The sequence below is a fragment of the Aestuariivirga sp. genome, from assembly GCF_044238155.1.
Lineage (GTDB): Bacteria > Pseudomonadota > Alphaproteobacteria > Rhizobiales > Aestuariivirgaceae > Aestuariivirga.
In genome coordinates, this window is sequence record NZ_JBIIDX010000031.1 from 1 (window position 1) to 23,650 (window position 23,650).

At 58.8% G+C, this 23,650-nt stretch carries 23 protein-coding genes and 1 pseudogene; 9 read left to right on the plus strand and 15 right to left on the minus strand.

The window, feature by feature from the left end; genetic code table 11:
* The 4 genes from ACILRN_RS05005 to scpB form a co-directional block, all read left to right on the plus strand.
* The coding region (locus ACILRN_RS05005) for an SPOR domain-containing protein (protein ID WP_395686136.1) at positions 1–817 on the plus strand (817 nt) is incomplete at its 5' end.
* A 24-nt stretch (positions 818–841) separates the two neighbouring features.
* A complete protein-coding gene (nagZ, locus tag ACILRN_RS05010; protein WP_395686138.1) occupies positions 842–1,855 on the plus strand; it encodes a beta-N-acetylhexosaminidase in 1,014 nt (337 codons plus the stop codon).
* An 84-nt stretch (positions 1,856–1,939) separates the two neighbouring features.
* Positions 1,940–2,785, plus strand: coding sequence for a segregation and condensation protein A (locus ACILRN_RS05015; protein ID WP_395686140.1), 846 nt, complete (start codon positions 1,940–1,942; stop codon positions 2,783–2,785).
* 31 nt (positions 2,786–2,816) lie between these two features.
* A complete protein-coding gene (gene scpB / locus ACILRN_RS05020; protein ID WP_395686142.1) occupies positions 2,817–3,617 on the plus strand; it encodes an SMC-Scp complex subunit ScpB in 801 nt (266 codons plus the stop codon).
* 336 nt (positions 3,618–3,953) lie between these two features.
* Here scpB and rpmG read toward each other — a convergent pair whose 3' ends face one another.
* From rpmG to rnr, 4 genes are all read right to left on the minus strand, one after another.
* The gene (gene rpmG, locus ACILRN_RS05025) at positions 3,954–4,121 is read right to left on the minus strand and encodes a 50S ribosomal protein L33 (RefSeq protein WP_395686144.1); all 168 of its coding nucleotides are present in this window, start codon (positions 4,119–4,121) and stop codon (positions 3,954–3,956) included.
* A 66-nt stretch (positions 4,122–4,187) separates the two neighbouring features.
* Entirely contained in the window at positions 4,188–4,880 is a 693-nt protein-coding gene (locus ACILRN_RS05030; protein WP_395686145.1) for an NUDIX hydrolase, read from the minus strand.
* Positions 4,877–5,233 carry a DUF983 domain-containing protein gene (locus ACILRN_RS05035; RefSeq protein WP_395686147.1) on the minus strand — a complete coding sequence of 119 codons (357 nt, stop codon included), beginning with the start codon at positions 5,231–5,233 and terminating at the stop codon, positions 4,877–4,879. Before ACILRN_RS05035 ends, ACILRN_RS05030 begins: the two co-directional genes overlap by 4 nt.
* A gap of 142 nt (positions 5,234–5,375) precedes the next feature.
* Entirely contained in the window at positions 5,376–7,601 is a 2,226-nt protein-coding gene (gene rnr, locus ACILRN_RS05040; protein ID WP_395686149.1) for a ribonuclease R, read from the minus strand.
* Between the two features lie 143 nt (positions 7,602–7,744).
* Here rnr and ACILRN_RS05045 point away from each other — a divergent pair, with 143 nt between their 5' ends.
* Positions 7,745–8,176 (plus strand): NUDIX hydrolase, encoded by a 432-nt coding sequence (locus ACILRN_RS05045; RefSeq protein ID WP_395686151.1) that lies wholly within the window; start codon positions 7,745–7,747, stop codon positions 8,174–8,176.
* A gap of 29 nt (positions 8,177–8,205) precedes the next feature.
* Here the strand turns inward: ACILRN_RS05045 and topA are convergent, their stop codons facing one another.
* Positions 8,206–10,842 (minus strand): type I DNA topoisomerase, encoded by a 2,637-nt coding sequence (topA, locus tag ACILRN_RS05050; protein ID WP_395686153.1) that lies wholly within the window; start codon positions 10,840–10,842, stop codon positions 8,206–8,208.
* 168 nt (positions 10,843–11,010) lie between these two features.
* Between topA and ACILRN_RS05055 the strand changes: the two genes are divergently transcribed.
* Positions 11,011–11,319, plus strand: a complete 309-nt coding sequence (locus ACILRN_RS05055) for a hypothetical protein (RefSeq protein WP_395686155.1) — start codon at positions 11,011–11,013, stop codon at positions 11,317–11,319.
* Between the two features lie 13 nt (positions 11,320–11,332).
* On the opposite strand, the gene ACILRN_RS05060 is transcribed toward ACILRN_RS05055, so the two are convergent.
* Complete coding sequence (locus ACILRN_RS05060) at positions 11,333–12,724, minus strand: cation diffusion facilitator family transporter (protein ID WP_395686157.1); 1,392 nt, start codon at positions 12,722–12,724, stop codon at positions 11,333–11,335.
* A gap of 190 nt (positions 12,725–12,914) precedes the next feature.
* Here ACILRN_RS05060 and ACILRN_RS05065 point away from each other — a divergent pair, with 190 nt between their 5' ends.
* Together ACILRN_RS05065 and ACILRN_RS05070 are read left to right on the plus strand one after the other, a co-directional pair.
* On the plus strand, positions 12,915–14,114 hold the full coding sequence (locus ACILRN_RS05065) for an MFS transporter (protein ID WP_395686159.1): 1,200 nt from the start codon (positions 12,915–12,917) through the stop codon (positions 14,112–14,114).
* Between the two features lie 79 nt (positions 14,115–14,193).
* Positions 14,194–14,598: a rhodanese-like domain-containing protein gene (locus tag ACILRN_RS05070; RefSeq protein WP_395686161.1), complete on the plus strand. Its 405-nt coding sequence runs from the start codon at positions 14,194–14,196 to the stop codon at positions 14,596–14,598.
* Between the two features lie 91 nt (positions 14,599–14,689).
* Here ACILRN_RS05070 and ACILRN_RS05075 read toward each other — a convergent pair.
* The 5 genes and pseudogenes from ACILRN_RS05075 to ACILRN_RS05095 form a co-directional block, all read right to left on the minus strand.
* Positions 14,690–15,400: pseudogene (locus ACILRN_RS05075) on the minus strand (phosphoadenylyl-sulfate reductase).
* 5 nt (positions 15,401–15,405) lie between these two features.
* Entirely contained in the window at positions 15,406–15,936 is a 531-nt protein-coding gene (locus ACILRN_RS05080; protein WP_395686163.1) for a DUF934 domain-containing protein, read from the minus strand.
* Positions 15,923–17,578: a nitrite/sulfite reductase gene (locus tag ACILRN_RS05085; RefSeq protein ID WP_395686165.1), complete on the minus strand. Its 1,656-nt coding sequence runs from the start codon at positions 17,576–17,578 to the stop codon at positions 15,923–15,925. The genes ACILRN_RS05080 and ACILRN_RS05085 overlap by 14 nt, the downstream gene beginning before the upstream one ends.
* Positions 17,579–17,582: 4 nt before the next feature.
* Positions 17,583–17,924, minus strand: coding sequence for a DUF2849 domain-containing protein (locus ACILRN_RS05090; RefSeq protein WP_395686167.1), 342 nt, complete (start codon positions 17,922–17,924; stop codon positions 17,583–17,585).
* Positions 17,924–18,943, minus strand: coding sequence for an NAD(P)-dependent oxidoreductase (locus tag ACILRN_RS05095; protein WP_395686169.1), 1,020 nt, complete (start codon positions 18,941–18,943; stop codon positions 17,924–17,926). The genes ACILRN_RS05090 and ACILRN_RS05095 overlap by 1 nt, the downstream gene beginning before the upstream one ends.
* 186 nt (positions 18,944–19,129) lie before the next feature.
* Here ACILRN_RS05095 and ACILRN_RS05100 point away from each other — a divergent pair, with 186 nt between their 5' ends.
* Positions 19,130–19,756, plus strand: a complete 627-nt coding sequence (locus ACILRN_RS05100) for a helix-turn-helix domain-containing protein (RefSeq protein ID WP_395686171.1) — start codon at positions 19,130–19,132, stop codon at positions 19,754–19,756.
* 4 nt (positions 19,757–19,760) lie between these two features.
* On the opposite strand, the gene dprA is transcribed toward ACILRN_RS05100, so the two are convergent.
* The 4 genes from dprA to ACILRN_RS05120 form a co-directional block, all read right to left on the minus strand.
* Positions 19,761–20,861, minus strand: a complete 1,101-nt coding sequence (dprA, locus tag ACILRN_RS05105) for a DNA-processing protein DprA (protein ID WP_395686173.1) — start codon at positions 20,859–20,861, stop codon at positions 19,761–19,763.
* Positions 20,858–21,457, minus strand: a complete 600-nt coding sequence (gene plsY, locus ACILRN_RS05110) for a glycerol-3-phosphate 1-O-acyltransferase PlsY (protein ID WP_395686175.1) — start codon at positions 21,455–21,457, stop codon at positions 20,858–20,860. Before plsY ends, dprA begins: the two co-directional genes overlap by 4 nt.
* Positions 21,458–21,481: 24 nt before the next feature.
* The gene (gene pyrC, locus ACILRN_RS05115; RefSeq protein WP_395686177.1) at positions 21,482–22,798 is read right to left on the minus strand and encodes a dihydroorotase; all 1,317 of its coding nucleotides are present in this window, start codon (positions 22,796–22,798) and stop codon (positions 21,482–21,484) included.
* Positions 22,795–23,650, minus strand: an 856-nt coding sequence (locus ACILRN_RS05120) for an aspartate carbamoyltransferase catalytic subunit (RefSeq protein WP_395686179.1), incomplete at its 5' end; no start/stop codon positions are given. The genes ACILRN_RS05120 and pyrC, both read right to left, overlap by 4 nt.

Consider the following 23,650-nt stretch of genomic DNA (forward strand, 5'->3'; position numbering starts at 1 on the left):
TCCTGAGCAGGGGGCTACCGCCCCTCCGGAGCCAGCGGCTGCCGCTGACATCCAGTCCAGTACCAACACCCTCCCGCCGCCCCCGGAAACAACCACCGACGGGGCGGCTCTTGTTTCGGGTGCTGCTCTGGCGACCGGCAGTTCGTCGCCCAGCCCCGAGGTGTCTGCTGCACCCAGCCCGGGCACATCCATGTCGACCGCTGAGGCCCAGTCCGGTGCGACTGCGCCCACTGTCATGGAAACTGCGCCTGTGCCGACCCCAAAGAAAAAGCCAATCATCAAGAAGAAGGCCAGCGAGGAAAACTTCGAAAACCTCGGTTCGGCACCCGTCGTTCTCGTGCCTCCTTCGCAACCACCGGCCGCTGAGGCTCCCGTTGCCAGCGTGGTTCCCCAAGCGCCTGGAGACCAGCCAACGTCTCCAGCCCCTGCCAAGAAGAAAACTATTTTCAACATATTTGACAGCACAGAGCCTGCGGCGCCCCAGGACCAGACGCAGGTTGCCGCAGTAGAGAAACCGGCCGCACCAGTGGAGAAACCGGCCCCACCCAAAGCCGCGGAGAGCAGCGGTGGCGGCTACACGATTCAGCTCGCCTCTTTTCGGACCGAGACAGAGGCAGCGAACGAATACGCGCGCCTGAGCAGGGCCTTTCCGGCCGTCGTCGGGCCATTGAAACGGCAGGTTCGTGAGACCAGCGTTGCTGGCAGTACGCGTTACCAGCTCGCGCTTGGGCCTCTTGCCACTCGCAGTGAGGCGACAAGGGTGTGCAGCGAACTCATTGCTGGCGGTGAGAGCGATTGCATCGTTCGGAACCCCTGAGCGTCGCAGGGCTGGCGTCAAGTCATGGCTGATCTCGGCGCATTTATCTCGGGCTGTTCGGGCCTAACGCTCACCCCCGATGAAGAGCGGTTTTTTGAGCGCAGCAACCCCTTTGGGCTTATTCTCTTCAGGCGCAACTGCGCGGACATATCGCAGGTAAAGGCTCTGACGGCCGCGTTCCGGTCTGCTGTTGGGCGGCGAAACGCGCCTGTGTTCATCGATCAGGAGGGCGGGCGTGTTCAGCGCCTTGGACCTCCAGTCTGGCGTGCTTATCCTGCCGCCAGAGCCTATGGAGAACTCTATGCCCGCGACGCGGTTGCCGCCTTGCGCTGCGCTCGCCATGTTGGCCGTCTCATGGCGGAAGACCTTTATTCGATCGGCATCACAGCCAATTGCGTCCCAGTCCTTGACGTACCCCAGCCCGGAGCTCACGAGATCATTGGGCAGCGCGCCTACGCGCTCTCACCGGACACGATCCTGATCTTGGCCAGAGCGCATGCTGCGGGCTTCCTGGAGGGCGGGGTACTGCCCGTCATCAAGCATATTCCGGGGCATGGCCGGGCGACAGCCGACAGTCACCTCGACCTACCGGTGATCAATGCCAAGCTGGCGGACCTCACTGCGGTCGATTTCCTGCCTTTTGCAGGCTTTTCCGATGCAGTCTTAGGCATGACTGCACACGTGGTCTACACTGACATTGATGCTCTGGCTCCCGCCACGCAGTCACGCAGAGTTGTCTCGGACATCATTCGCAAGCTAATCGGCTTCGATGGCCTGCTGATGACGGATGATCTCTCGATGAAGGCTCTCTCAGGCAGTTACACCGAAAGAACAATCCGGGCACTGGCAGCGGGCTGTGACCTGGTTCTCCATTGCAACGGGGAACTGGCGGAGATGGAGGAAGTGGCCTCCGCGGCTGGGAAACTGAAGGGGAAGTCCCTGAGCCGGGCGCGAATTGCGTTGCAGTCTGTGCGAAAGCCGCGTGGGTTCGACCGCCGTCAGGCGGTTCGGGACCTGGGCACCCTTATGGATCAGTGAAACTGGGGATAAGTTGAGCCTCGGCGCCGAATCAGGCGGCAGGTTTTGTTAACAAGGCATTGATCAAACAGAAGGTTGTCACGTGTGAGCGGTGAAGACCAACCCATCCAGCAATCGAGTGTCGAGCCAGTGGTCTGGCCCGATGGAGATGTCCCGTTGCGCTCCAGCGAAACCGGGCAGCCAGCTGAGTCCGGTGCCCTGATTGTGGACGTGGGCGGCTTCGAGGGCCCTCTGGACCTTCTTCTTGAGCTTGCCCGTCATCACAAGGTCGATCTGAAGCAGATCTCGATCTTGCGCCTTGCAGAGCAATACCTCGCATTTATCGAAAAGGCACGCCGGCTACAGCTTGAAATTGCAGCTGACTATCTGGTGATGGCTGCTTGGCTGGCCTACCTCAAATCGCGGTTGCTGATACCAGCACCGGCCGGAACGGAGACGCAGGAGCCAGTTGACCTGGCGGCGAGACTGGCGTTCCGTTTGCAGCGCCTTCAGGCGATGCGGACTGCTGCGGACACATTGATGAAACGTAGCGTATTGGGTCGCGATGTGTTTGCCCGCGGTGCACCGGAGCCGATGGTGACCGACATCCGCCGTCAGTACGGGGACAACCTGATCGATTTGCTCAAGGCTTATGCAGATCGGCGCAAGAAAAAGCTGGTGCACCAGAGCTACGTACCAAAGCGTCACCCCACCTGGTCGATCAAGGAGGCCCGCATGGCCCTGGAGCGGCTGGTTGGCATCATGGATGACTGGGGCACCTTCGATGTTTGGCTGGCCCAGTATCTTGTTGACCCGAACTTGCGCCGCTCGGTGACTGCGTCGAGTTTCACGGCCAGTCTCGAACTGGCGCGAGAAGGCGTCGTGGAGCTTCGCCAGGACGGGGCGTTCCGGCCAATATATTTGAAACGACGGGCAGGGCATGCGGCCTGAAGCCCGCGCGCGTGACGCGAAGGAGACGACGATGAAAGTGCAAGCCGCCGCGGCTGAAACTGGCCCCGAGCACGACATGCCCAACGGGTCCGAAGTGGCAGGTGATAGCGTGGCCGAGGACCTTGCGGACCAGGAACCAGCGAGCATCACGCGTCATCCGCGCGCGGATCGCAACCAGCATTTGCGGATCGTTGAAGCTATTCTGTTCGCCGCAGCCTCACCCGTTGATCCTAAGCAACTCGCGACATCGTTGCCTGAGGGAACGGACATATCCGGCCTTCTGGCTGACCTGCAGGCCAACTATGCCAATCGCGGCGTGAATCTCGTTGAGGTTGCCGGCAAGTGGCTGTTCCGCACGGCGGAGGATCTGGCCTATCTGTTGCGGCGTGAAAAGGTCGAAGAACGCCGCCTGTCGAAGGCTGCACTCGAGACACTTGCAATCATAGCCTATCATCAGCCAGTCACGCGCGCAGAGATCGAAGATATCCGTGGGGTGGCGATCTCGAAGGGTACACTGGACCAGCTGCTTGAGATCGGCTGGGTCCGGATGCGCGGCCGCCGCAAGACTCCGGGCCGGCCGATCACCTACGGTACGACCGAAGCGTTTCTCGGACATTTTGGCCTCTCCGAGGTCGGAGACCTGCCCGGCCTTCAGGAACTCAAGGCGGCTGGCCTGCTCGAGGCATCCCTGCCGCCTGGCTTTGATGTTCCAATGCCGAGAGTCAGCGACGACCTCCTGCCTGATGAGGATCCTCTCGACGGCACCGAGACAGATCAGCTTCCGCTCGAGATGGAACTCGAAGACGAGGCAGATACGGGACCTGTCGTTTAGAGCAAGAACCGGCCTGATTGGATCGTGTCGTTAAGGGAATTTCGCGGAGTGGCCAGAAGAATGGCGACGAGCGGGCGAGTGGCCCAATCCAGTCATCAGAGTCTGCCACGCAGCGAAATGCCCGGGGCCCTTCGGGTTAGGTAACGGTGGGCGTTCGGTTTGCGGCGTTTCTCACGAGGACCCACAGTGCTCGTTTCGGACCGCTCATGCGGGCTACCACCGTCGCGACCGAAAGGCGCTGTTTCAATAAGGTTGGTTCTTGCTGTGGCCCGGCCTAAAAAGAGAAAGGCACCGCTCAGGCGGCGCCTTGCAACTCGATAACAAGAAGTTTCCTGTTTACTTGATTTTCGTCTCTTTGAATTCGACGTGCTTGCGCGCCACAGGATCATACTTCTTGAATGACAGCTTATCTGTTTGGGTGCGCGAATTCTTCTTCGTCACGTAGAAGTAGCCCGTGTCGGCAGACGACGCGAGCTTGATCTTGATTACGTTGCCCTTGGCCATAATGATCTCCAGCGGAATTTGGTGCTCGTAGACCCTAAATGCGTGGCAAAGTCAAGTTGGCTCGCATTAGGCTGCGATCTCGTCCTCAACCCATGTCTTGCCCCGAAAATATTGAAAAGATGCAGGTATTTCTGGCGGGGGGAGCCGGCGTTCGGCAAGAAAGGGCTGTAGCCGCTTCAGGGCGTCGATGGTGATGAGGGGAAGGTCCAGCCTGGCAATTTCTTCGAGTGTAAGCCAGGAAATGGTGAGTAGCTCGCCTTCGTTCTGGCGAACTGGCCGGTCAAGATTGCTAATGCCTTCAGCATCACCAACGAAGAACCTCGAGTCATACCGGCGGGTGCGGCCGGGAGGAGTAATTGCCCGCATGAAGAGGACCAGGCCTGAAAGATCGGGGGCTTCATTTACCGTGTTCCGGCCAAACAGCAATCCAGCTTCTTCCCAGGTCTCGCGCAGCGCGGCCTGCGCAAGTCCTCGGGCCCGGTTCGCACTCTGTCCACCACGCATGCGATGGAGCAGCTTCGCGAGCGTTGCCGGATGAAGATCCCGGGCTGGCCTTACACGGCAGTCCACGGGGTCGAGCCTGCCGCCTGGAAAGACGAACTTATTTGGCATGAACGCATGTCCACCTGCGCGCTGCCCCATGAGGATGCGCGGCGCTCCCCGGTCCCATCGAACGAGGATCAATGTTGCCGAGTCCTTTGGGCGCAGAACCTTTGGATGGAGAAGCGAGCCGGCAAACTCAGGGTGATCATAGGTCATGGCTGTTCGTCGCCAGACGAGCCCCCGAAGCCATGCATACGCAGGGCCCACTGAAGACCGACAATGGCTCCCTTGACCGACGGCATCAGGGCGAATGAAAGCCCGAGTGTCAAAGCAGTCCAGAGGATGAAGTGGATGGTGAGTGGCGGTCCCCAAACCCGCTCGACGACGAGAACGAGAGGAACGACGATATGGCCGATGATGGTCATGGTGAAATAGGGAGGAGCGTCATCAGCCCGGTGGTGGTGAAGTTCTTCTCCACATGCTCCGCATCTCTCAGTCACCTTCAGATAACGATCGTATATGCTGCCCTTGCCGCAAGCCGGACAGCGGCAGAGGGCGCCGCGCATCATGGCCGTTTTCCACTGGCGCTCGTTTTCAGTGGATCCGGCTTGCTTGTCGATTGTAACGGTCATTAACCGCGGTTTGTGGACCAAATCTTGCGGTAATGAAAGTCCGGCACGACACGCGCGACTGACTGCCGCAAGAGTGGGGTTACCGTCTGCCACGCCTGCTTCGGGACTGTGGCCTGCGTCTTTTCGAGACCTGCCGGGTCGAGGGAGTGCGCTGTTGCCCTCCCGACACCACCTCAAATCGCATACCCCCGGAGACGGGAGTAACCTCCACCAGTTTTACTTCCACGCGGTCGCCGAGTTGATAGGTTTCTCCGCTCCGTTCACCGATCAGGGCATGGCCTGATCGGTCGAAGACGAAGTAGTCCCGGCCCAACGTGGTCACAGGTACAAAGCCATCTGCGCCAGATTCTTCCAGTTTCACGAACAGCCCTGCACCCACAACGCCCGCAATGCGGCCGCGGAACACTGACCCGGTGTGTGAGGACAGATGGGCGGCAACAAGTCGGTCGATTGTTTCGCGCTCAGCGGCCATGGCCCGGCGCTCGGCATCAGAGATCATGTCTGCTGTCTCGGAGAGGCGTGCGATGTCCTCGGGGCTCAGACCGTCCGGGCCGAATCCGCACCCTGCAATCAACGCGCGATGGACAATGAGATCGGCATAGCGCCGGATAGGGGAGGTGAAATGTGCATAGCGCTGCAGGGCCAGGCCAAAATGGCCCTGGTTGGTGGCGCTGTAGACTGCCTGTGCCTGGGTTCGGAGAACCATTTCATTTACCACGTGCTGATAATCCTGACCCTGAGCATCGGCCAGTAAAGTATTGAAATAACGTGGTTTCACTGACTGTCCTAGGGCAAGGGACAAGTTGAGGGTTCGCAGAAATTCCGCAAGGGCTCGAAGTTTTTCCTCTGACGGTGGCTCGTGCACGCGGTAGAGGAGTGGCGTCTGTCTGCGCTCCAGTTCCTCCGCAGCAGCGACGTTTGCCTGGATCATGAACTCCTCGACCAGTCGATGCGCGTCAAGTCGCTCAGGCGTCACCACGCGTTCGATCAGTCCGTGCGCATCGAGGATGAGTTTGCGCTCTGGAAGATCGAGCTCCAGTGGAGCCCGGTGCTTGCGTCCTTTGCCGAGGATCTCGTAGGCCGCCCAAAGTGGTTTCAGCACGCCCTCGAGCAGGGGCGCGGTCTTGGTGGTGGGGGCTCCGTCGATTGCCGCCTGTGCTTCCTCATAGGCCAGTTTCGCCGCTGATCGCATGATCACGCGGGCGAACCGGTGGCCGATCTTGTGGCCGGATGAATCGAAGCGCATGAAGCAAGCGAGGGCGGGTCTTTCTTCTTTTTCCCGCAAAGAGCAGAGATCATTGGATATCCGTTCGGGAAGCATCGGTACGACGCGATCGGGGAAGTAGACCGAGTTGCCCCGAATTCGTGCCTCGCGGTCAAGTGGGGTTCCGGACCTGACGTAGGCCGCCACGTCCGCAATCGCCACAACCACGTTGGCATGTCCGGTCTCGCGATCGATCTCGGCCCAGACGGCATCGTCATGGTCGCGGGCGTCCCGTGGATCGATCGTCACCAGCGGCAAATTGCGCAGGTCCTGGCGGTTATCCCGACTGAAGGGGTCCAGGCTTTCTGCATCCCGCAACACACGCTCGGGAAATTGATCAGGGATCCCATGATGCCTGATGGCAATGAGCGATATATTGCGCTGATCATCTAGATCCCCGAGGCGAGCGCGGACGCGCGCAGACGGCAGCCCGCGGCCCCTGTCCTTGAGCACATCGGCTTCAACCAGTTCGCCGTTTTCTGCGCCTCCATCATCCCCGTCGGCAACCTGGAACTCGTGACGAGCCTTCTTGTCGACAGGGACGATACGCCCGGCTCCGCCCTTGAGACTGCGGTAGACGCCAAGAACGCGGTTGGCTGTACCCGACAGTACCTTGATGACCTGTGCACGGTACGTATAACGGCCGTCGCGGCATGTCTGGATGCGGGCAAGCACGCGGTCGCCCACGCGCGGTGCTGGATCGAGTTGGTCCATGACGACGCGCGGCGGCCGGCCGGCCTGAGGCACGTCCCATTCGACCGGGACCGCGTAGGCCTCGCCATCCTTGTCGATCCCCGCGATCTCGAGAACCGTGACTGGTGGCAGTGCCGAAAGGTCGTCAGGTTTTCGTTGCCGCCGGAGCAGCAGTCCCTGGTCGTCCAGGCGCCTCAACAGTGCCTTTAGCTCGATCTTGTGGGCGCCCCTCAGGCCGAAGTGCCTTGCAATCTCGCGTTTCCCGACTCTCTGTGGTGATGATCGAATGAAGGCCAGAATATCGGCATCTGAGGGCAGTTCCGGCGGCAGCCTGGGCGTCTTTACCATGCTTTCCTGCATATCCGGGTTTGGACATCAGAATCCAGCCTATTGGTCTGGGGCGATGGTTGATTCGACGCCCCGAAACTTGCCGTTAAGCGAGTGGTTGCCAAGCTCTGCAAGTCATAGTGGAGTGACAGGAGCCGAATCACATGTTCTGGACAGGTGCCGTGAAGAAGCCGGGAAAACGAAAGCAGTATGCTGCCCTGGCCTGGCGAAACCGGGGCCGCGGTCGGCAGGTCTTGCTTATTTCCTCCCGTGATACCGGCCGCTGGGTCATTCCCAAGGGTTGGCCAATCAAGGGTCTTACACCAGCCGAAACGGCTGCACGGGAGGCCTTTGAGGAGGCGGGACTGGGCGGACAGATCAGCAAGGAGCCCATCGGAGAGTTCGAATACGCCAAGCGCTTGGACAACGGGCGGCTGCAGCCTTGCAGGGTGGAGGTCTTTGCCTTGCATAAGCAGGTTCAGCATGAGGAATGGCCCGAGCAAGGACAGCGTCGGCTACGCTGGTTCTCGGTGCGTGAGGCGGCCGAAGCCGTGGACGAGCCTGACCTCGGGCGGATCATAAAGAACCTGAAATAGGAAGATGACCGCGCAGAAACCGAGGCTGTTCAGGCTGCCTTCGGTTTCTTCGAGGTCTTCCTTGCGGGCTTGGCCGCGGCCGATTTAGTCTTGCTCTTCGCAGACGGACGAGGCTTTGACGGTTTCTTCACCGAAGCCTTTTTCTTCTCACCACTCTTTCCTTCGCGAACTGCAAGAAGTTCCATTGCCTCTTCGAGGGTCAGGGACTGCGGATCCTTGTCGCGCGGAAGCGTCGCGTTCAATTTTCCGAATTTGACGTAAGGCCCATAGCGCCCGCTCATTATCTGTACCGGGCCTCCTCCGGCGGGGTGGGCGCCAAGATCCCTCAGTGCTCCTGGTCTGGCGCGCTGGAAACCGCGCGCCTTCTTTTCTGCGAGAAGATCAACGGCGCGGTTGATGCCAATGGTAAACACGTCCTCCGCTGAATCGAGATTTGCATAGGTGCCATCATGCAGAACGAAGGGGCCGAACCGTCCGAAATTCGCCACGATTGGCTTGCCGGTCTCAGGATGCAGGCCGATCTCTCGCGGCAGAGACAGAAGCTTCAGCGCTTCCTCTAGCGTGATTTCCTCGGGTCTTCTGCTCTTCGGAATCGACGCTCGCTGCGGCTTTTCACCCTCCACTGCCCCCCCAAGCTGCAGATAGGGACCAAACCGACCCACACGGCGCGTGACCTGCTCGCCTGTTTCCGGATCAACGCCCAGAACCACACCCTCTGCAGGCAGCGCCTCGGCACCTTCGGCACCAGGTGACATGGGTCTCGTGAATTTACAGTCGGGATAGTTCGAGCAGCCGATGAAGGACCCGAATTTACCAAGTTTCAGCGATAACAGTCCATTGCCACAGGATGGACAGGCCCTGGCATCACCGCCATCGGCCCGTGGCGGAAAGATGTGAGAAGCGAGTGTCTCGTTCAGGGAGTCGAGCACATTCGTGACGCGCAATTCCTTGACATCATCAAGCGCGGTCGTGAAGTCACGCCAAAAATCACGCAAGACCTGCTTCCAGTCGATGTCGCCGGCCGACACCTTGTCGAGTTGCTCTTCGAGATCGGCGGTAAAATCATACTCCACGTACCGTCGGAAGAAGTTTTCGAGGAAGGCGGTCACTACCCGGCCCTTGTCCTCGGGGATGAGCCGTTTCTTGTCGAGCCTGACATAGCCGCGAGTGCGCAGAGTTTCGAGTATCGAGACATAGGTGGAGGGTCTGCCAATCCCAAGTTCCTCGAGCTTCTTGATGAGCGATGCTTCGGAGTAGCGTGGCGGTGGCTCTGTGAAGTGTTGTACCGCTCCGATCTTTCGAACTCCGATCGTATCACCGCGGGCCATTGCTGGCAGGCGGCGTGAGTCCTCGTCTTCGCCATCATCGAGACTTTCCGAATAGACCTTCAGAAAACCGTCAAACCTCACGACGGAACCTGTCGCTCGGAATGAGTAATGTTTGCCGTCCGCGCCATCTGCCCCGATGTCTGCAGTCGTTCGTTCGAGTTCCGCACTCTCCATCTGGCTGGCTATCGTGCGTTTCCAGATCAGCTCGTAGAGCGCGAGCTGGTCGCCATCGAGGCTACGGCGCATGGACTCGGGCCGGCGCGACATATCGGTTGGGCGAATGGCCTCATGCGCCTCCTGGGCATTTTTTGCCTTCGTCGTGTAATGCCTTGGCACGGACGGGAGATAGGGCTCGCCGAAGTTCTTGAGGATGGCGTTGCGGGTCGAGGCAATCGCCTCCGGTGCCATGTCCACGCCATCAGTACGCATGTAGGTGATCAGCCCAACTGTTTCGCCCCCGATGTCCACGCCCTCGTAAAGGCGCTGGGCGATCTGCATGGTGCGAGCCGAAGAGAAGCCAAGTTTGCGCGAGGCTTCTTGCTGCAGTGTCGAGGTTCGGAATGGCGGATAGGGATGGCGTCGGGCCGGCTTGGATTCTGTCGCATCAACACGGAAGGGCTGTCCCCTGAGCGCTTGCTCGATGGCGCGAGCGCTGGTCTCGTCCGGGATATCCAGCTTACCCAGCTTGCGCGAGGCAATGCTCGCCAGCTGGGCCTGGAATTCATGTCCCTGAGGCGTGGCGAACGTTGCGTCGATTGACCAGTATTCCTGGGCACGGAACGCCTCGATCTCCAACTCGCGCTCACAAATCAGCCTAAGAGCAACCGACTGCACCCGCCCAGCCGACCGCGAGCCTGGCAATTTGCGCCACAGCACGGGTGAGAGAGAGAAGCCGACGAGATAATCGAGCGCGCGCCGGGCGAGATAGGCATCCACCAGTGCAGCATCAACATCCCTTGGGTGCTGCATGGCTTCGAGAACCGCACTCTTGGTGATGGCGTTGAAGACGACCCGCTGCACAGCCTTGCCCTTGAGAGCGCCCTTCTTGCGAAGCACTTCCATTACATGCCAGGAAATCGCCTCCCCCTCGCGATCCGGGTCGGTCGCCAGAATCAGACGGTCGTCGGTCTTGAGAGCAGTCGCGATGTCCGACAGACGCTTGGCCGACTTGCCATCGACCTCCCAGTCCATCGCGAAATCGGCCTCCGGTCTGACGGAGCCATCTTTCGCGGGCAGGTCACGAACGTGGCCATAGGATGCTAGGACCTTGAAATCACTTCCTAAATACTTGTTTATGGTCTTAGCTTTGGCCGGGGATTCAACAACAACGACGGTCATCTACAGTCCTGAACAAGTTTCCCGGCCTCATATAGACATCGGATTGGAGGCGCAAGGCGGGGTAATTTTTCCGGCATTCAAGTACGTCTTTCAACCAAAAGGTGCTTTTAGAACTAATTATCCCGGTTAAGGTGAAAATCCTGAGAAAGTTGAACATTGGAGGATTCGATGAATCGAAGACGCGCTCAGCCCCCGGTCTCGCAGACCCCGGAGGCACGATCGCTGAAGATTGTTCTGCCTGAGGGTCTTAGCCCGGAACAGCGTCAGCGCGATGCGGCTGAATACCTGGCTGACATGATCCTCGAACTGCGAAATCTTGCGAGAAGTGTGAACCTCCACACGATCATGGTGCCCCTCGAATACGCCTATTACGAGGCCTTCGGCGCGGCTCACAGGATCGAGGTTCCTGAGGGAGAGATTGAGCGCATCAAGCGGTTGGTGAGGGTAGGTGAGGAAAGCAACCATCGCTCCGGCTGAGAGGGGAGCATACTCAGAGAGCGTGGGGAGTTGCACCAAGAGGTTCCGCATGTGCTATGACGCGCCGAATATCCGGAAACTGCTCCTTGAGCGCTGATTCGATGCGATCCACGTCGTCGTGGACGTTCTCCACCGTCTGGCTGGGCGAGCAACGGCAGTGATAATGCAGGAACAGCCCTTCTTCATTGCGCCGTATGCGAATGTTATGAATATCGCTGATCCGCGGCTGAAGTCTTGCAAGCGCAAGCAGTGTCTGTGAAATCTTCGCTACAACGGCCGGCGATGCATCCTGTCCGGAAAGGAGCCGCTCTGGTTGCGGCTCTATATGACTTTCAACCTCAGCGTCGCTTCCCAGTTCTGCTCTGATGGAGTCTTCGAGGCTCGTTGCTGTCGCATGGGCCTCGCCAAGGGACATGGAGCCCTCTACCTCCAGATCGAAGCTGATGGCGAGTCTGCCGTGCAGTGACTGCGCATTGAGGTGGTGGATGGCTAGATTGCGCCGGGCCGCAATCAGCATGACTTTTTGAAATACTGTTTCATTGTCGAGGGCCACGGGGTTCGCCGTGACCGTGATATCTGCGTTGGGAAACCGTTCCGTGATTGCGGTGTGGATCTGGCTCTTGGTCCTGACGATCTCGTCGATTGGCATGGTGCGGGCAACCTGCACCACGACCGATGCGAACAGCGTAGGGCCTGATGGCCGCAGGCGAATTGCCTCGATCCCTAGAACGCCATGGATTTCATTCACAATGCCGCGCACGATCTCTGTGGCACCGGTTGGTGCGGCATCGAGAAGGGTGTTCAGGGTTCGTGCACCGAGCTCCCAGCCCGCATAGGCGATGAACACCGAAACGATCAGCGCGGCAAAGGCATCAGCTGCTGGAAAGCCGGCCCAGACGGCGCCAAGACCAAGCAGCACAACAATCGAACTCCACATGTCCGAAGAAAAGTGAAGCGCATCCGCCTCGAGTGCCTCACTGGAGGTTTTGGCTGCAACCCGCTTGAGTGCCCGCGCCCGGTTAAAGTCGATGACAATGGATCCGGCGATGATTGCCATCGCCCACCAGGTCACGTCTATCTGGTGGCCTTCGTGCCAGAGAAGCCGGCTTACGGCCTCCCACACGATCCAGCCGGTGGTCAGAAAGAGCAGGGCTGTTTCGACAAGCGCGGCCACACTTTCGATTTTAGCGTGGCCGTAATGGTGTTGATCGTCAGCCGGTTGATCGGACCAGCGGATTGCAAGATAGGTGACGATCGTTGCTCCAAAGTCGACCAGACTGTGGATTGCCTCCGACAGAATGCCCAGTGAACCAGTGAACAGGGCGGCGAAAAGCTTGGTGCCAGCGAGCAGCGCGCTCGCCAGCATTGAGACCAGTGCCACAGCTTTTTTCTCGGAGCCCGACATTGCACTTGTCTAGCGGCTCAAGTCTTGTGTCTCAAGCCATAACCGACCTGATTGAATCGCGCCTCCGTAGGGATTTCGTTGTGTGGCCCGGCGGAGGGTGATCGGTTCTTGCTCCAGCAGGATATTGGCCAGTGTACTCTCCAGTTGCACAGTCCACCGGAAAGGTGCTGGTCTCAAGCTCAGCTTAGCCATGACGCCTGATTCTCGCTTCGATACTTCCTCGCCTCCTCGCCGCGCCGGTGCCTACACCTTTGCAGCCCTGTTTGCCGTGGAATCATTCGTCCGCGCGCTGAACTCCACGGTGGTGACGCTGCAGGCCTACGACATACTGGGGGCGGCGCAGAAGGTGAGCGTTCTCTCCACCGCCGTTTCGATGGTCGTATTGGTGGCGACGCTTTTCCTGCCGCATCTGCTTGGTCCGATGCCCCGTCGCTGGGCCTATACGATGGGTATCGCGATGATGATGGCCGCAAGTCTCGCACTGGCGAGCCACATGGTCGCTGGCCAGGCGGCTGGCATGCTGTTGCGCAATCTCGGTGCGGCAGTACTGAATATCACCCTGCAACTGTATATCATGGACCATATCAGGCGCACTGATCTGGCGCGAACAGAGCCACTTCGTCTCAGCCTATCGACTTTTTCGTGGATGACGGGTCCGGCTCTTGGTGTCTGGCTCTATGTGCAATACGGACCTTGGGCTCCGCAGGCTCTTGCAATTGCGTCAGCCGCGGCATTGTTTGCGCTGTTCTGGTTTGTCAGGCTGTCCGAGTCCGCAAGTGGCCAATCGGCGCCCCCAGTCCAAGCGTTCAATGCCCGTGATAACGTGGTGCGGTTCTGGTCACAACCCAGATTGAGGCTTGCCTGGATCATTGCCTTCGGACGATCGTGCTTCTGGTCGACGTTCTTCATTTATGGCCCCTTGCTGCTGGTTGAAGCAGGTCTTGCCAAGACTATGGGTGGATTGATGATCTCGGCCAGTCAGGCTGTATTGCTCACGGCATGGTTTTCCGGACGCTTTGCAATCAGGTATGGTGTGAGGACCGTGATTACGGCCGCTTTCGTCGTGTGCGCGCTGACGTCGTTGTTAGCAGGCCTTGCTGGCACCCTGGCGCCTTATATCGCAATTGCCTGTCTTCTCTTGGGGTCCGTGGCCGCTTCAGCGCTTGATGGCGTCGGGGGCATTCCATTCCTGCGGGCGGTTCACCACCATGAACGACAGAAAATGACCGCCGTCTACCGAACCTATATCGATTGTTCGGAGTTGATACCTGCTTTTGTATTTGCCTTTGCGCTGCTCTGGCTGCCCATTGGCTTTGTCTTTGTGATCCTTGCTGCTGCTCTCCTCGTGATTGCCTGGGTCTCGTGGCGCTACCTGCCAAGATCTCTGTAGGAAGTTCCTGTTTCTGGCCCTTGACCCGGAGAACATGCTGCGCGAGACAGGTGTGATTGCCGGAGTTGGGGGAGGGGTCATGCCGCAGAAAATTGTTGTTGGCTACAAGCAGCTCATGGCTGACGCGGAAGCCAAGGTGAAACAGGTGTCTGCCGGAGAGGCGATTGCCATGCAGAGCGGGCAGGACGTGGTCATTGTCGACATACGGGACCCGCGCGAGATCCAGAGAGAGGGCCGAATCCCCGGATCATTCCATGCACCGAGGGGAATGCTCGAATTCTGGGTCGACCCGGAGAGCCCCTACCACAAGCCGATTTTTTCGGAGGACAAGACCTTTATCATCCATTGTGCCTCGGGCTGGCGTTCGCTTCTTGCCACTGAGCTCCTGCAACGCATGGGAATGGCTCCAGTACTCAATCTGAAGGGCGGCTTCGGAGGCTGGAAAGAAGCGGGTGGGCCGGTGGAAATCGTTGAGCACAAATAAACAGATATTTGCGGCTGCTTGAGGGTATCGACGAGCGGTAGCCAAGTCCTGGATCACCGCTGCAGAGACAGGTGATGGATTGCTGTAACGGTCAACGGTGGAGCGCTGATCGTGTCTCATCCGTTGTATTGTTTGCTGTGAGGTGGATGCCGCATTCGGTCTTGCCCAAACCGCTCCAGCGGCCTGCGCCAGGGTCCGAAGCGGAACCGCCGGGATGCGTGCAGGGTTCGCAGCCGACTGAGAGATAGCCAATCGCAGTTAGCGGGTGAGGCAGAAGACCGTGCGTCTTAATGTAGGCCTCAATGTCGAGCGCCTAGAAGCCGGCGAGGGGATCTACCCTAAGGCGATCTTCAACCATGGACAGGAATTGGAGGGTTGCGCGGGCGGCGCCGTGATAGCGTTTGCGACCTGAAATCAACACGTCGAATTCTGCAATTGCGTTCTGAAGGGGAAAGACCTTTCTGATCTGACAGCAGCGATCCGGGCTCCGTGCGTAGAGATCATTGCTGGGGTCTTCGCGTCTCACCTGCTGCATTTCGGGACTGATGGTGCGGACACCGGTTAGGCCAAGCTGATCAATGAGACGCGACCGATAAGACAGCGTTTCCCAGAAGTGCTGGCCAGTATCCAGGAAGATGATCGGGGTCGAAGGGTCAGCCTTTGCGACCATGTGGAGAAGAACTGCGGATTCCGCACCGAAGGATGAAACCACCGCTGCGCGACCAGGAAAATCACGCAACATTGCCTGAACGAGCGCCAGTCCTTCAAGGCCAGCGTAGGTTTCGAAAATCAGGGACGTCATTGACGCTAGCCGGCATGCGGTTGCTCAAGCCATGGCTCGGCGTCGGAGTGCCGCTCTGTCCAGATCTCGGCCTCGGGATCCCGGCGGAACAGGCCACGCTGATAGGCGAGAGACATCTGTCGCGAAGCCCTGTTCCAAGTATCGATGGAAAAACGGTCGCCGATTTCGAACGCATTGAAGCCGACCTGCAACATGAACTGCAGTTGATCCGGCAGCACATTGCCGGTGGCGCGAAGCTCTCCGCTGAAGCCCATTTCGCGCAGCTTACGAGCAATCGAATAGGCTCGTCCATCATTGAATGCGGGAAATGGTAGCACAACGACTGATAGGCGATGCAGGAAGGGTTCGAGCAGTTCAGCCCGGTCCGTATTGCCAAGCCGGACGCCGAGGCTACCGGAACGTTGCGATAATCTATCCCATTCCTTCAGAAGCCGTTCCAAAGGCACTATGACATTTCCCTGCTGTGGCAGGTCTCCGTCGGCATCAGCCTGCAACCAGGTGTCAGCAATAACCAAGCCGTTCTTAAGCAGTGGCATAGAGAGCCTCCTTGAAGGGTTTTGCTCCAAGCCGACGATATGTGACGAGGAACTCCTCGTCGGGTTCGCGCAGCTTCAGATAGGTATCGAGAATGGTCTCAATCGCGTCCGCTACCTCGTGGCCGGCAAAGCCAGGACCAAGAATGGTCCCGATTGAGGCGTTTTCGGCAGAGGATCCGCCCAGCGTGATCTGGTAGAATTCCTCTCCTTTCTTGTCGAGGCCGAGAATTCCGATATGGCCGACGTGGTGGTGACCGCAGGCGTTGATGCAGCCAGAGATGTTGATCTTGATCCTGCCTATTTCGTCCTGTTTCTTTGACTCTGCGAACTTTCGCGATATGGACTGTGCAATCGGTATGGAACGGGCCGTCGCAAGCGCACAGTAGTCAAGCCCCGGACAGGCGATGATGTCGCCCGCAAGTCCATAGTTCGCAGCACTGAGCCCCACCTCGTCCAATGCTGTCCAGACGGCGAAGAGGTCGTCCTTCCGGACATGTGGCAGCACAATGTTCTGGGAGTGGCTTACACGCAATTCGTCGAAGCTGTATCGCTCTGCGAGGTCTGCCATGACGCGCATCTGGTGGGCGGTTGCATCCCCGGGGATGCCTCCCTCAGGTTTCAGAGAAATGTTCACGATGGCGTAACCATCCGTATGATGAGCGCCAAGGTTGTTCCTGGCCCAGCGCGCGAAATCGGGATGAGAGAGCTTGGCCTCCTCGAAGGAAGGAGACCAGCGTGGAAGTTTCTCGAAAGGAGGGGGGGCAAAATAGGCAGAGATACGCTTGAGTTCGCGCTCCTCTACCTCGGTTGATGGATGCGGACGATTGGCATATTCCGCCTCCACTTCCGTACGGAACTTGTCATGACCGATCTCGTGGACGAGTATCTTGATGCGTGCCTTGTATTTGTTGTCCCGGCGTCCATAAAGATTGTAGACCCGCATGATAGCTTCCAGGTAGCCGATCAACTCATGCTGTGGCAGGAAATCGCGTACCGTGACGCCAACCATTGGCGTGCGGCCCAGGCCACCACCGACGATCACCTCCCAACCGGTCTCTCCCGCATCATTGCGATGCAGCCTTAGGCCAATGTCGTGAACCTTGACGGCCGCCCGATCATGCGGCGCTCCAGTCACGGCGATCTTGAATTTCCGTGGCAGATAAGAGAACTCGGGATGAAGCGATGACCACTGCCGGATCAGTTCACCCACCGGGCGTGGATCGGTGATCTCATCTGCCGCCGCGCCAGCCCAGTGATCCGTTGTAACGTTCCGAATGCAGTTACCGGAGGTTTGGATCGCGTGCATCTCGACATCAGCAAGTGCGTCGAGAATATCTGCGGTATCTTCCAGTTTTATCCAATTGAATTGAATGTTCTGACGCGTGGTGAAGTGTCCGTAGCCCTTGTCCCAGCGCTCAGCAATCAGGGCAAGCTGCCGCATCTGCCGGCTTGACAGGGTTCCATAGGGAATTGCGATACGGAGCATATAGGCATGAAGCTGGAGATAAAGTCCGTTCATCAGCCGAAGCGGGCGGAATTCATCCTCGCTCAAGTCGCCGCGCAGACGGCGCTCAGCCTGATCCCGGAACTGGCGTGTCCGCTCGCGGACAAACTGGTGGTCGAATTCGTCATAGCGGTACATGAGTTTATTCTCCCTCCGATGCGGCGAACGCAGCGCCCTTGCCTTCAGCCTGTTTGCCAAGATCGGCTCTCACGGTGGGTCCGAGGGCGCGCATGCGTTCGCGGATATGCAACGCACGGACCCGGCCGTCCCGGCGCTCTGCGTCAATCAGATAAGCTCCTGTCACGACGGTGTTCTTTTCATCCTGTCGCGCCTTTGCTTCGAGGGCGCCGGCAGCTGCTGCTTCAGGTGCGAGAGCGGCGTCGTCTATCTCCTCACTCCAGGCACCCGAGTGGGTCAGGAATACGGCAATTCCGTCACGGAGCCGGTTGGCTGTCATGAGCTGGCCCTTTTCAGTCTTCGTCATCAGGCTGCCCTCCAGAGTGGTCCACCAAAGTCAGTCTGCACGTCTAGTGTACTGGCAGACCCATTCCTCGGCGCCGAGACTGCGGGGATCGCTTCAATCGCGATTCCCTCTGCCGCGACGGCCACTGTTTCTTCGAGGGCGCTTTCGCCTGCCGAGAGCCTTACGACAAGGCGTCCAGCTCGAGCCTCACTAAGCAGTTCGTTGCTCGAGCCACCGTATCGGAGGCAGGAAACGGGTTTTCGTACGGCGTCACGGCGAGCGAGTTCGAGAATAGTTGCCGGGATTGCTGAATCGTAAATGATGACGTCTGCTTCCTGAAGTTTGCGCTGAGCTTTCAGTGTGAGCAATTCCGGGTCATCGGATGTCACGCTTACGAAGGCGACACGACCCTGTGCTGGCATCGATGCATCCACAAACAAGTTTTCTACACCAGCATGGTAGCCGCAGGAGTCGCCGGATATGAAGGCCTCGCGGATATCTCCAAAAAAGAAGCGTTGCCAGAAGCCTCGACGACGATTTCCCGCTGGCAGCGTTGCTGCTACGCGATCGCGCAGAGCCTCAGCTGCCCGAGCCAGGCCGCCAAGCGAATGCGGAAGCATTGCATCCACCCGCGCCCGAATGCCCTGGCCCAGGATCGGTGCGGTGCCTTCGGTGCCGATGGCAACGACAACCGGGTCTCTGTCAACGATTGAAGGAACAATGAATGTCGAGATGTCCGGTTCGTCGACCGCATTGACGGGAATGTTTCTTGACTTGGCATCAGCCGCTACGCGGGCGTTGAGTTCCTGATCTGCTGAATAGACGAGACTTGCGCCCTCCAACAGGTGCGGGGCGTAGGCCTTCGCCAGCCAGCCTGCACGCGGCTCCGCCTCGAGTTCGGGATGCAGATCCGACGCTATGACCCTGATCGTTGCCTCAGTCTTGAGCAGCAATCGAATCTTCCGCAGTGCTTCCTCTCCGCCGCCGATGACGACGACGGTCTTGCCCCTCAGGTCCATGAAGACTGGAAAATAGCGCATGTGCTCGTCTCCCTCTTATCTGCCCGTTCGCCATCCCAAACGTTCGGTCTTACGGACGCCGAATTCGCTGCTACTCTGAATTCATTTGATTATCAGGTAGAAAAGGCGCTAACTGATCAGCATCAAACCATCCAGAGGCGATTTGTTCGGTTTAACGAACGCTCGTTCTAACGATAGGACGATGAAATGTCAACGCGCCGCATACGCAAGGACTCCTCGTCGCGAGATCAGGATCCGACCCCGGCTTTAGGCAAGACCATCCAGCGCCTCCGGAAGGCCTACAACATGTCGCTAGGGGACCTTTCGGAACAGTCGGGGGTTGCTAAGTCGATTATCTCGCAAATTGAGCGTAACGAAACAAACCCAACATTATCAACTGTTTATAGACTTTCTCGGGCGCTGGACACGACCATCGATGAAGTCTTGCGCAGCGAGGGCCAGCCTGCATTTCTCGAGCATCAGGCGAAATCTGGCGTCCCGATCCTTGAAAGTCAGGATGGCTTGTGCCGACTGGCCATTGCCGGACCGCTCAATCTCGTGGAGATGGTGCAATGGTACGATTTTCGCGCAAAACCGCAAGGCGTACTTGAATCGGACCCCCACCCTCCGGGAACGGTCGAGCATCTCTACGTGCTTGCTGGTGAAATCGAGGTTACTGCGGGTGAGGCTTCGCATCGCGCCAAGGTCGGCGAGACCTTGCGGTTCAGAGGCGACCTGCCGCATCGGATCGTCAATGCCGGAACTGGTGAAGCTCATGCCATGATGGTTCTGGTGGTTCGGCAGCTTGGTGCCGGACACTCGGGCGACGTCTAACGCCTTAACCCAGTGACACTGCGCCGTTCGGATGGCGGATGACCTGGCCGGTCAGTGTCAGGTCGAGCAGGACAGCAGAGACCGTCGGTGCATCCAACCCGCTTTCCCGTATGAGTGCGTCTGCCTCGATCGGTGTTGGTGAGAGCAAGCCGAGCAGAGTCCGGTGTGCGCCGGTTGCTGCAGCAGGCGCCAAGACAGGTGTTTCCTGTTCAAGAAAACTTGCGTGGCTCTGTGCAACCTGTTGGTCCAATGCTGCAAGCACATCCTGAGCTGAAGTGAGCAGCGTCGCTCCGTCCCGAATGAGCCTGTTGGTTCCTTCGCATCGGGGATCGAGTGGAAAACCGGGAACAGCGAACACCTCACGGCCTTGTTCGGCGGCAAGCCTCGCGGTGATGAGAGATCCGGAGCGAACAGCTGCCTCAACCACGATCAGTGCCCTTGCCAGGCCCGAAATGATACGGTTGCGGCGCGGAAAGAATTCAGCCCTTGGTTCAGTGCCAGGAAGCTGCTCCGACACGATAAGACCTCGTTCGGCAATCTCAGCATGCAGCCTGGCGTTTTCTGGTGGATAGATGACGTCGACCCCTCCGGCGAGCACGGCGACCGTACCGGTTGACAGCGCAGCTTCATGTGAGGCCGTATCAATGCCACGGGCGAGCCCAGACACAATCGTGTGGCCGGCGGCCCCAATTTCGGCGGCGATTTGCCGGGTGAATTTCCGCCCAATGGCGGAGGCATTGCGTGCGCCTGCTATGGCCACGGAACTACGGTTCAGTTGACCTAAATCACCCTTGACGCAAATGATCGGAGGTGCGCCGTCGGTGATCCTGAGAATGGGTGAGTAGCCCGGCTCGACGCTGGCAATGAAACGGGCACCAACGGCAGTTGCTTGATCGAAGGCGCGATTGGCATCGTCTCGAGAAAACAACCTTGGAGGCCGATGCAGGCCCCCCTTGCGGGACAACTCGGGCAGAGCCCTGAGCGCTTCCCCGGCAGACCCGAACCGCTCGAGGAGGCTACGGAAGGTTGCCGTCCCCACCGTCTCACACCGCGACAGGCAGAGCCAGTCGCGGCGTTCTTCGTCGCTGAGGACCCGGGGGCTCATGCAGCTGTGGATTTGCCGATGCGTGGTTCCTCGCCGCGGATCAGCCGCTGGATGTTGGCCCGGTGTGTAATCACGATAGCACCTGCCATGACGGTTGCGGGTAGAACAAGGTCTCCCCTGCTGACAAGATAGGCACCGACGGGACTGAGAATACTGGCGGTCAGGGCCGCAAGTGAAGACATCCGGAACAAAGCCGCCATCACCCCCCAAATGACAAGGAAGCCCAGCCCAAGAGGCCAGGATAGTCCGAAGAGAACCCCGATGGACGTCGCCACCCCCTTGCCACCCCGAAACCCAAGCCAAATGGGGAACAAATGCCCGAAGAATGCGGCCAGCCCACCCAGAATTCCTGCTTCCGGACCATAGAGCCAACTCAATACCACAACAGGGATGGTTCCCTTGAGCGCATCACAGACTAGTGTGAGTGCTGCGACCAGCTTGTTTCCGGTGCGCAAGACATTGGTGGCGCCAATGTTGCCCGAGCCTATGCTGCGAATGTCGCCCAGTCCCGCCCAACGTGAAAACAGCAAGCCAAAGGGTACTGTACCGCAGAGATATCCGAAAAGCAGAGCTACGATCATGGCTGGGGCGGACATTGCCACTTGACTCCCGAGTATGGATCAAGGTCGATCGTAAGCGTAAACGCGTTCTCCTGCAACGACGGTTTCGACTACGCGACCCTCCAGCGTGCGATGTTCGAACGGTGAATTCTTGGCGCGGGATCTCAAACTGTCCTCCTCAACTGTCCACGAAAGCGTAGGGTTGATGATGGCAAAGTCAGCTGGAGCGCCCGGAGCCAGACGGCCAGTTTCCAGGCCAAGAATTTCGGCGGGACGTGATGACATCGCTTCGACCATCCGCGACAGGGATATGTTGCCGTTCTGATGCAGCCCCCAAACGGCCGAGAGCATGGTTTCCAGTCCCACTGCACCATAAGCCGCCTCAGCGAACGGAAGACGCTTCGTGTCGGCACTCTGGGGGTCATGCCCTGATACGATTACATCGATGATGCCCTCTGCCACGGCCTCAACCAGTGCTGCGCGGTCGTCTTCGGTCCGAAGCGGCGGTGACAACTTGAAAAATGTACGATAGGCGCCGATGTCGTTTTCGTTGAGGACGAGATGATGGGCGGAGACGCCGCAAGTAACCGGAAGGCCCCGGGCCTTGGCGGTGCGGATCACCTCCACTGAATAACGGCACGAGAGTTGCGCGGCATGATAGCGTGCGCCGGTCATCTCCACGAGCCGCAGATCCCGCTCCAGCATGATGACTTCACTCATTGCCGGATTTCCAGAAAGACCCAGCCGTCCCGCCCGCTCACCGGCGTTCATCACACCTGAGGACATGGTGGGCTCCTCGACATGCTGGACCACGAGCATCCCGCAATCCCGGGCATAGGTAAGTGCACGGCGGAATACATTGGCATTGGCAACAGCACGTGTGCCATCCGTGATTGCGACCGCTCCTGCCTCCTTGAGCAGACCGATCTCGGTCATGAGTTCTCCGGCGAGGCCCTTGGTGATCGCTGCCATTGGGGCGACCCGGACTGCCGCGGTGTCCCTCGCCCGACGCATGATGAAGTCGACCAGCGCAGCGTCGTCAATGACGGGCTGAGTGTTGGGCATGACGATCATGGTGGTAACACCACCCGCCGCAGCGGCCTCCGATGCACTCGCCAAAGTTTCGCGGTATTCGTTGCCGGGCTCGCCCGTGAATACCCGCATGTCGATGAGTCCAGGAGTTAGCATCATGCCCGCGCAATCGGTTACAGCCGCGCTAGCTCCAACACTGTCGCGCGTGACGCGCGGGCCAACGTCGAGTATCCAACCATCTTCGACGAGAATGCCGCCCGGGCCATTGAGCGATTGGGCTGGCGCCACCACCATTGCGTTTACATAGGCCCTTCGACTCTGGTGCAATTTAGAGCCACCCTTCATGCCGGTCCTCGGGATGGCAGGTTTCGTGACAAGGCATCCAGGACAGCCATGCGAACGGCGACGCCCATTTCGACCTGTTCGCGGATCACTGACTGTGGACCGTCAGCCACATCCGAGTCGATTTCAATCCCCCTGTTCATCGGGCCGGGATGCATCACGATGGCATTGGGCTTCGCAAACTTCAGCTTCTCAGAATTGAGGCCAAAAAATCTGTAATATTCTCGAACCGAGGGTACAAACGCTCCAGTCATGCGCTCCAGTTGAAGGCGGAGCATCATCACGACATCGGCGCCCTTGAGGCCTGCTTCCATGTTTCTGTGAACCTCAACACCGAAATTCGCGATTCCCGCCGGCAATAGAGTTGAGGGGGCTACGACCCGGACCTGAGCTCCGAGCTTACCGAGCAGATGAATGTTGGATCTGGCAACACGTGAATGCAAGACATCGCCGCAAATGACGACCACAAGACCTTCGAAGCCTTGCTTGTGGCGCCGGATCGTCAGCGCGTCCAGCAGAGCCTGGGTTGGGTGTTCGTGCTGACCATCCCCGGCGTTTATAACTGCGCAAGAAACCTTCTGTGCTAGCAACTCGACGGCGCCCGATGAAGCATGTCGGACTACCAGAAAGTCTGGTTGCATTGCGTTGATGGTGATGGCCGTATCGAGCAGGGTCTCTCCCTTTGAGACAGCGGAGGTTGCAACTGCCATGTTCATGACATCCGCGCCGAGCCTCTTGCCCGCAATCTCGAACGAACTCTGGGTTCGGGTCGATGCTTCAAAAAACAAGTTGACCTGGGTTCGTCCCTGCAAGACGGGCTGACGCTTGTCTGCCTGCCGACTTACCTCGACATAG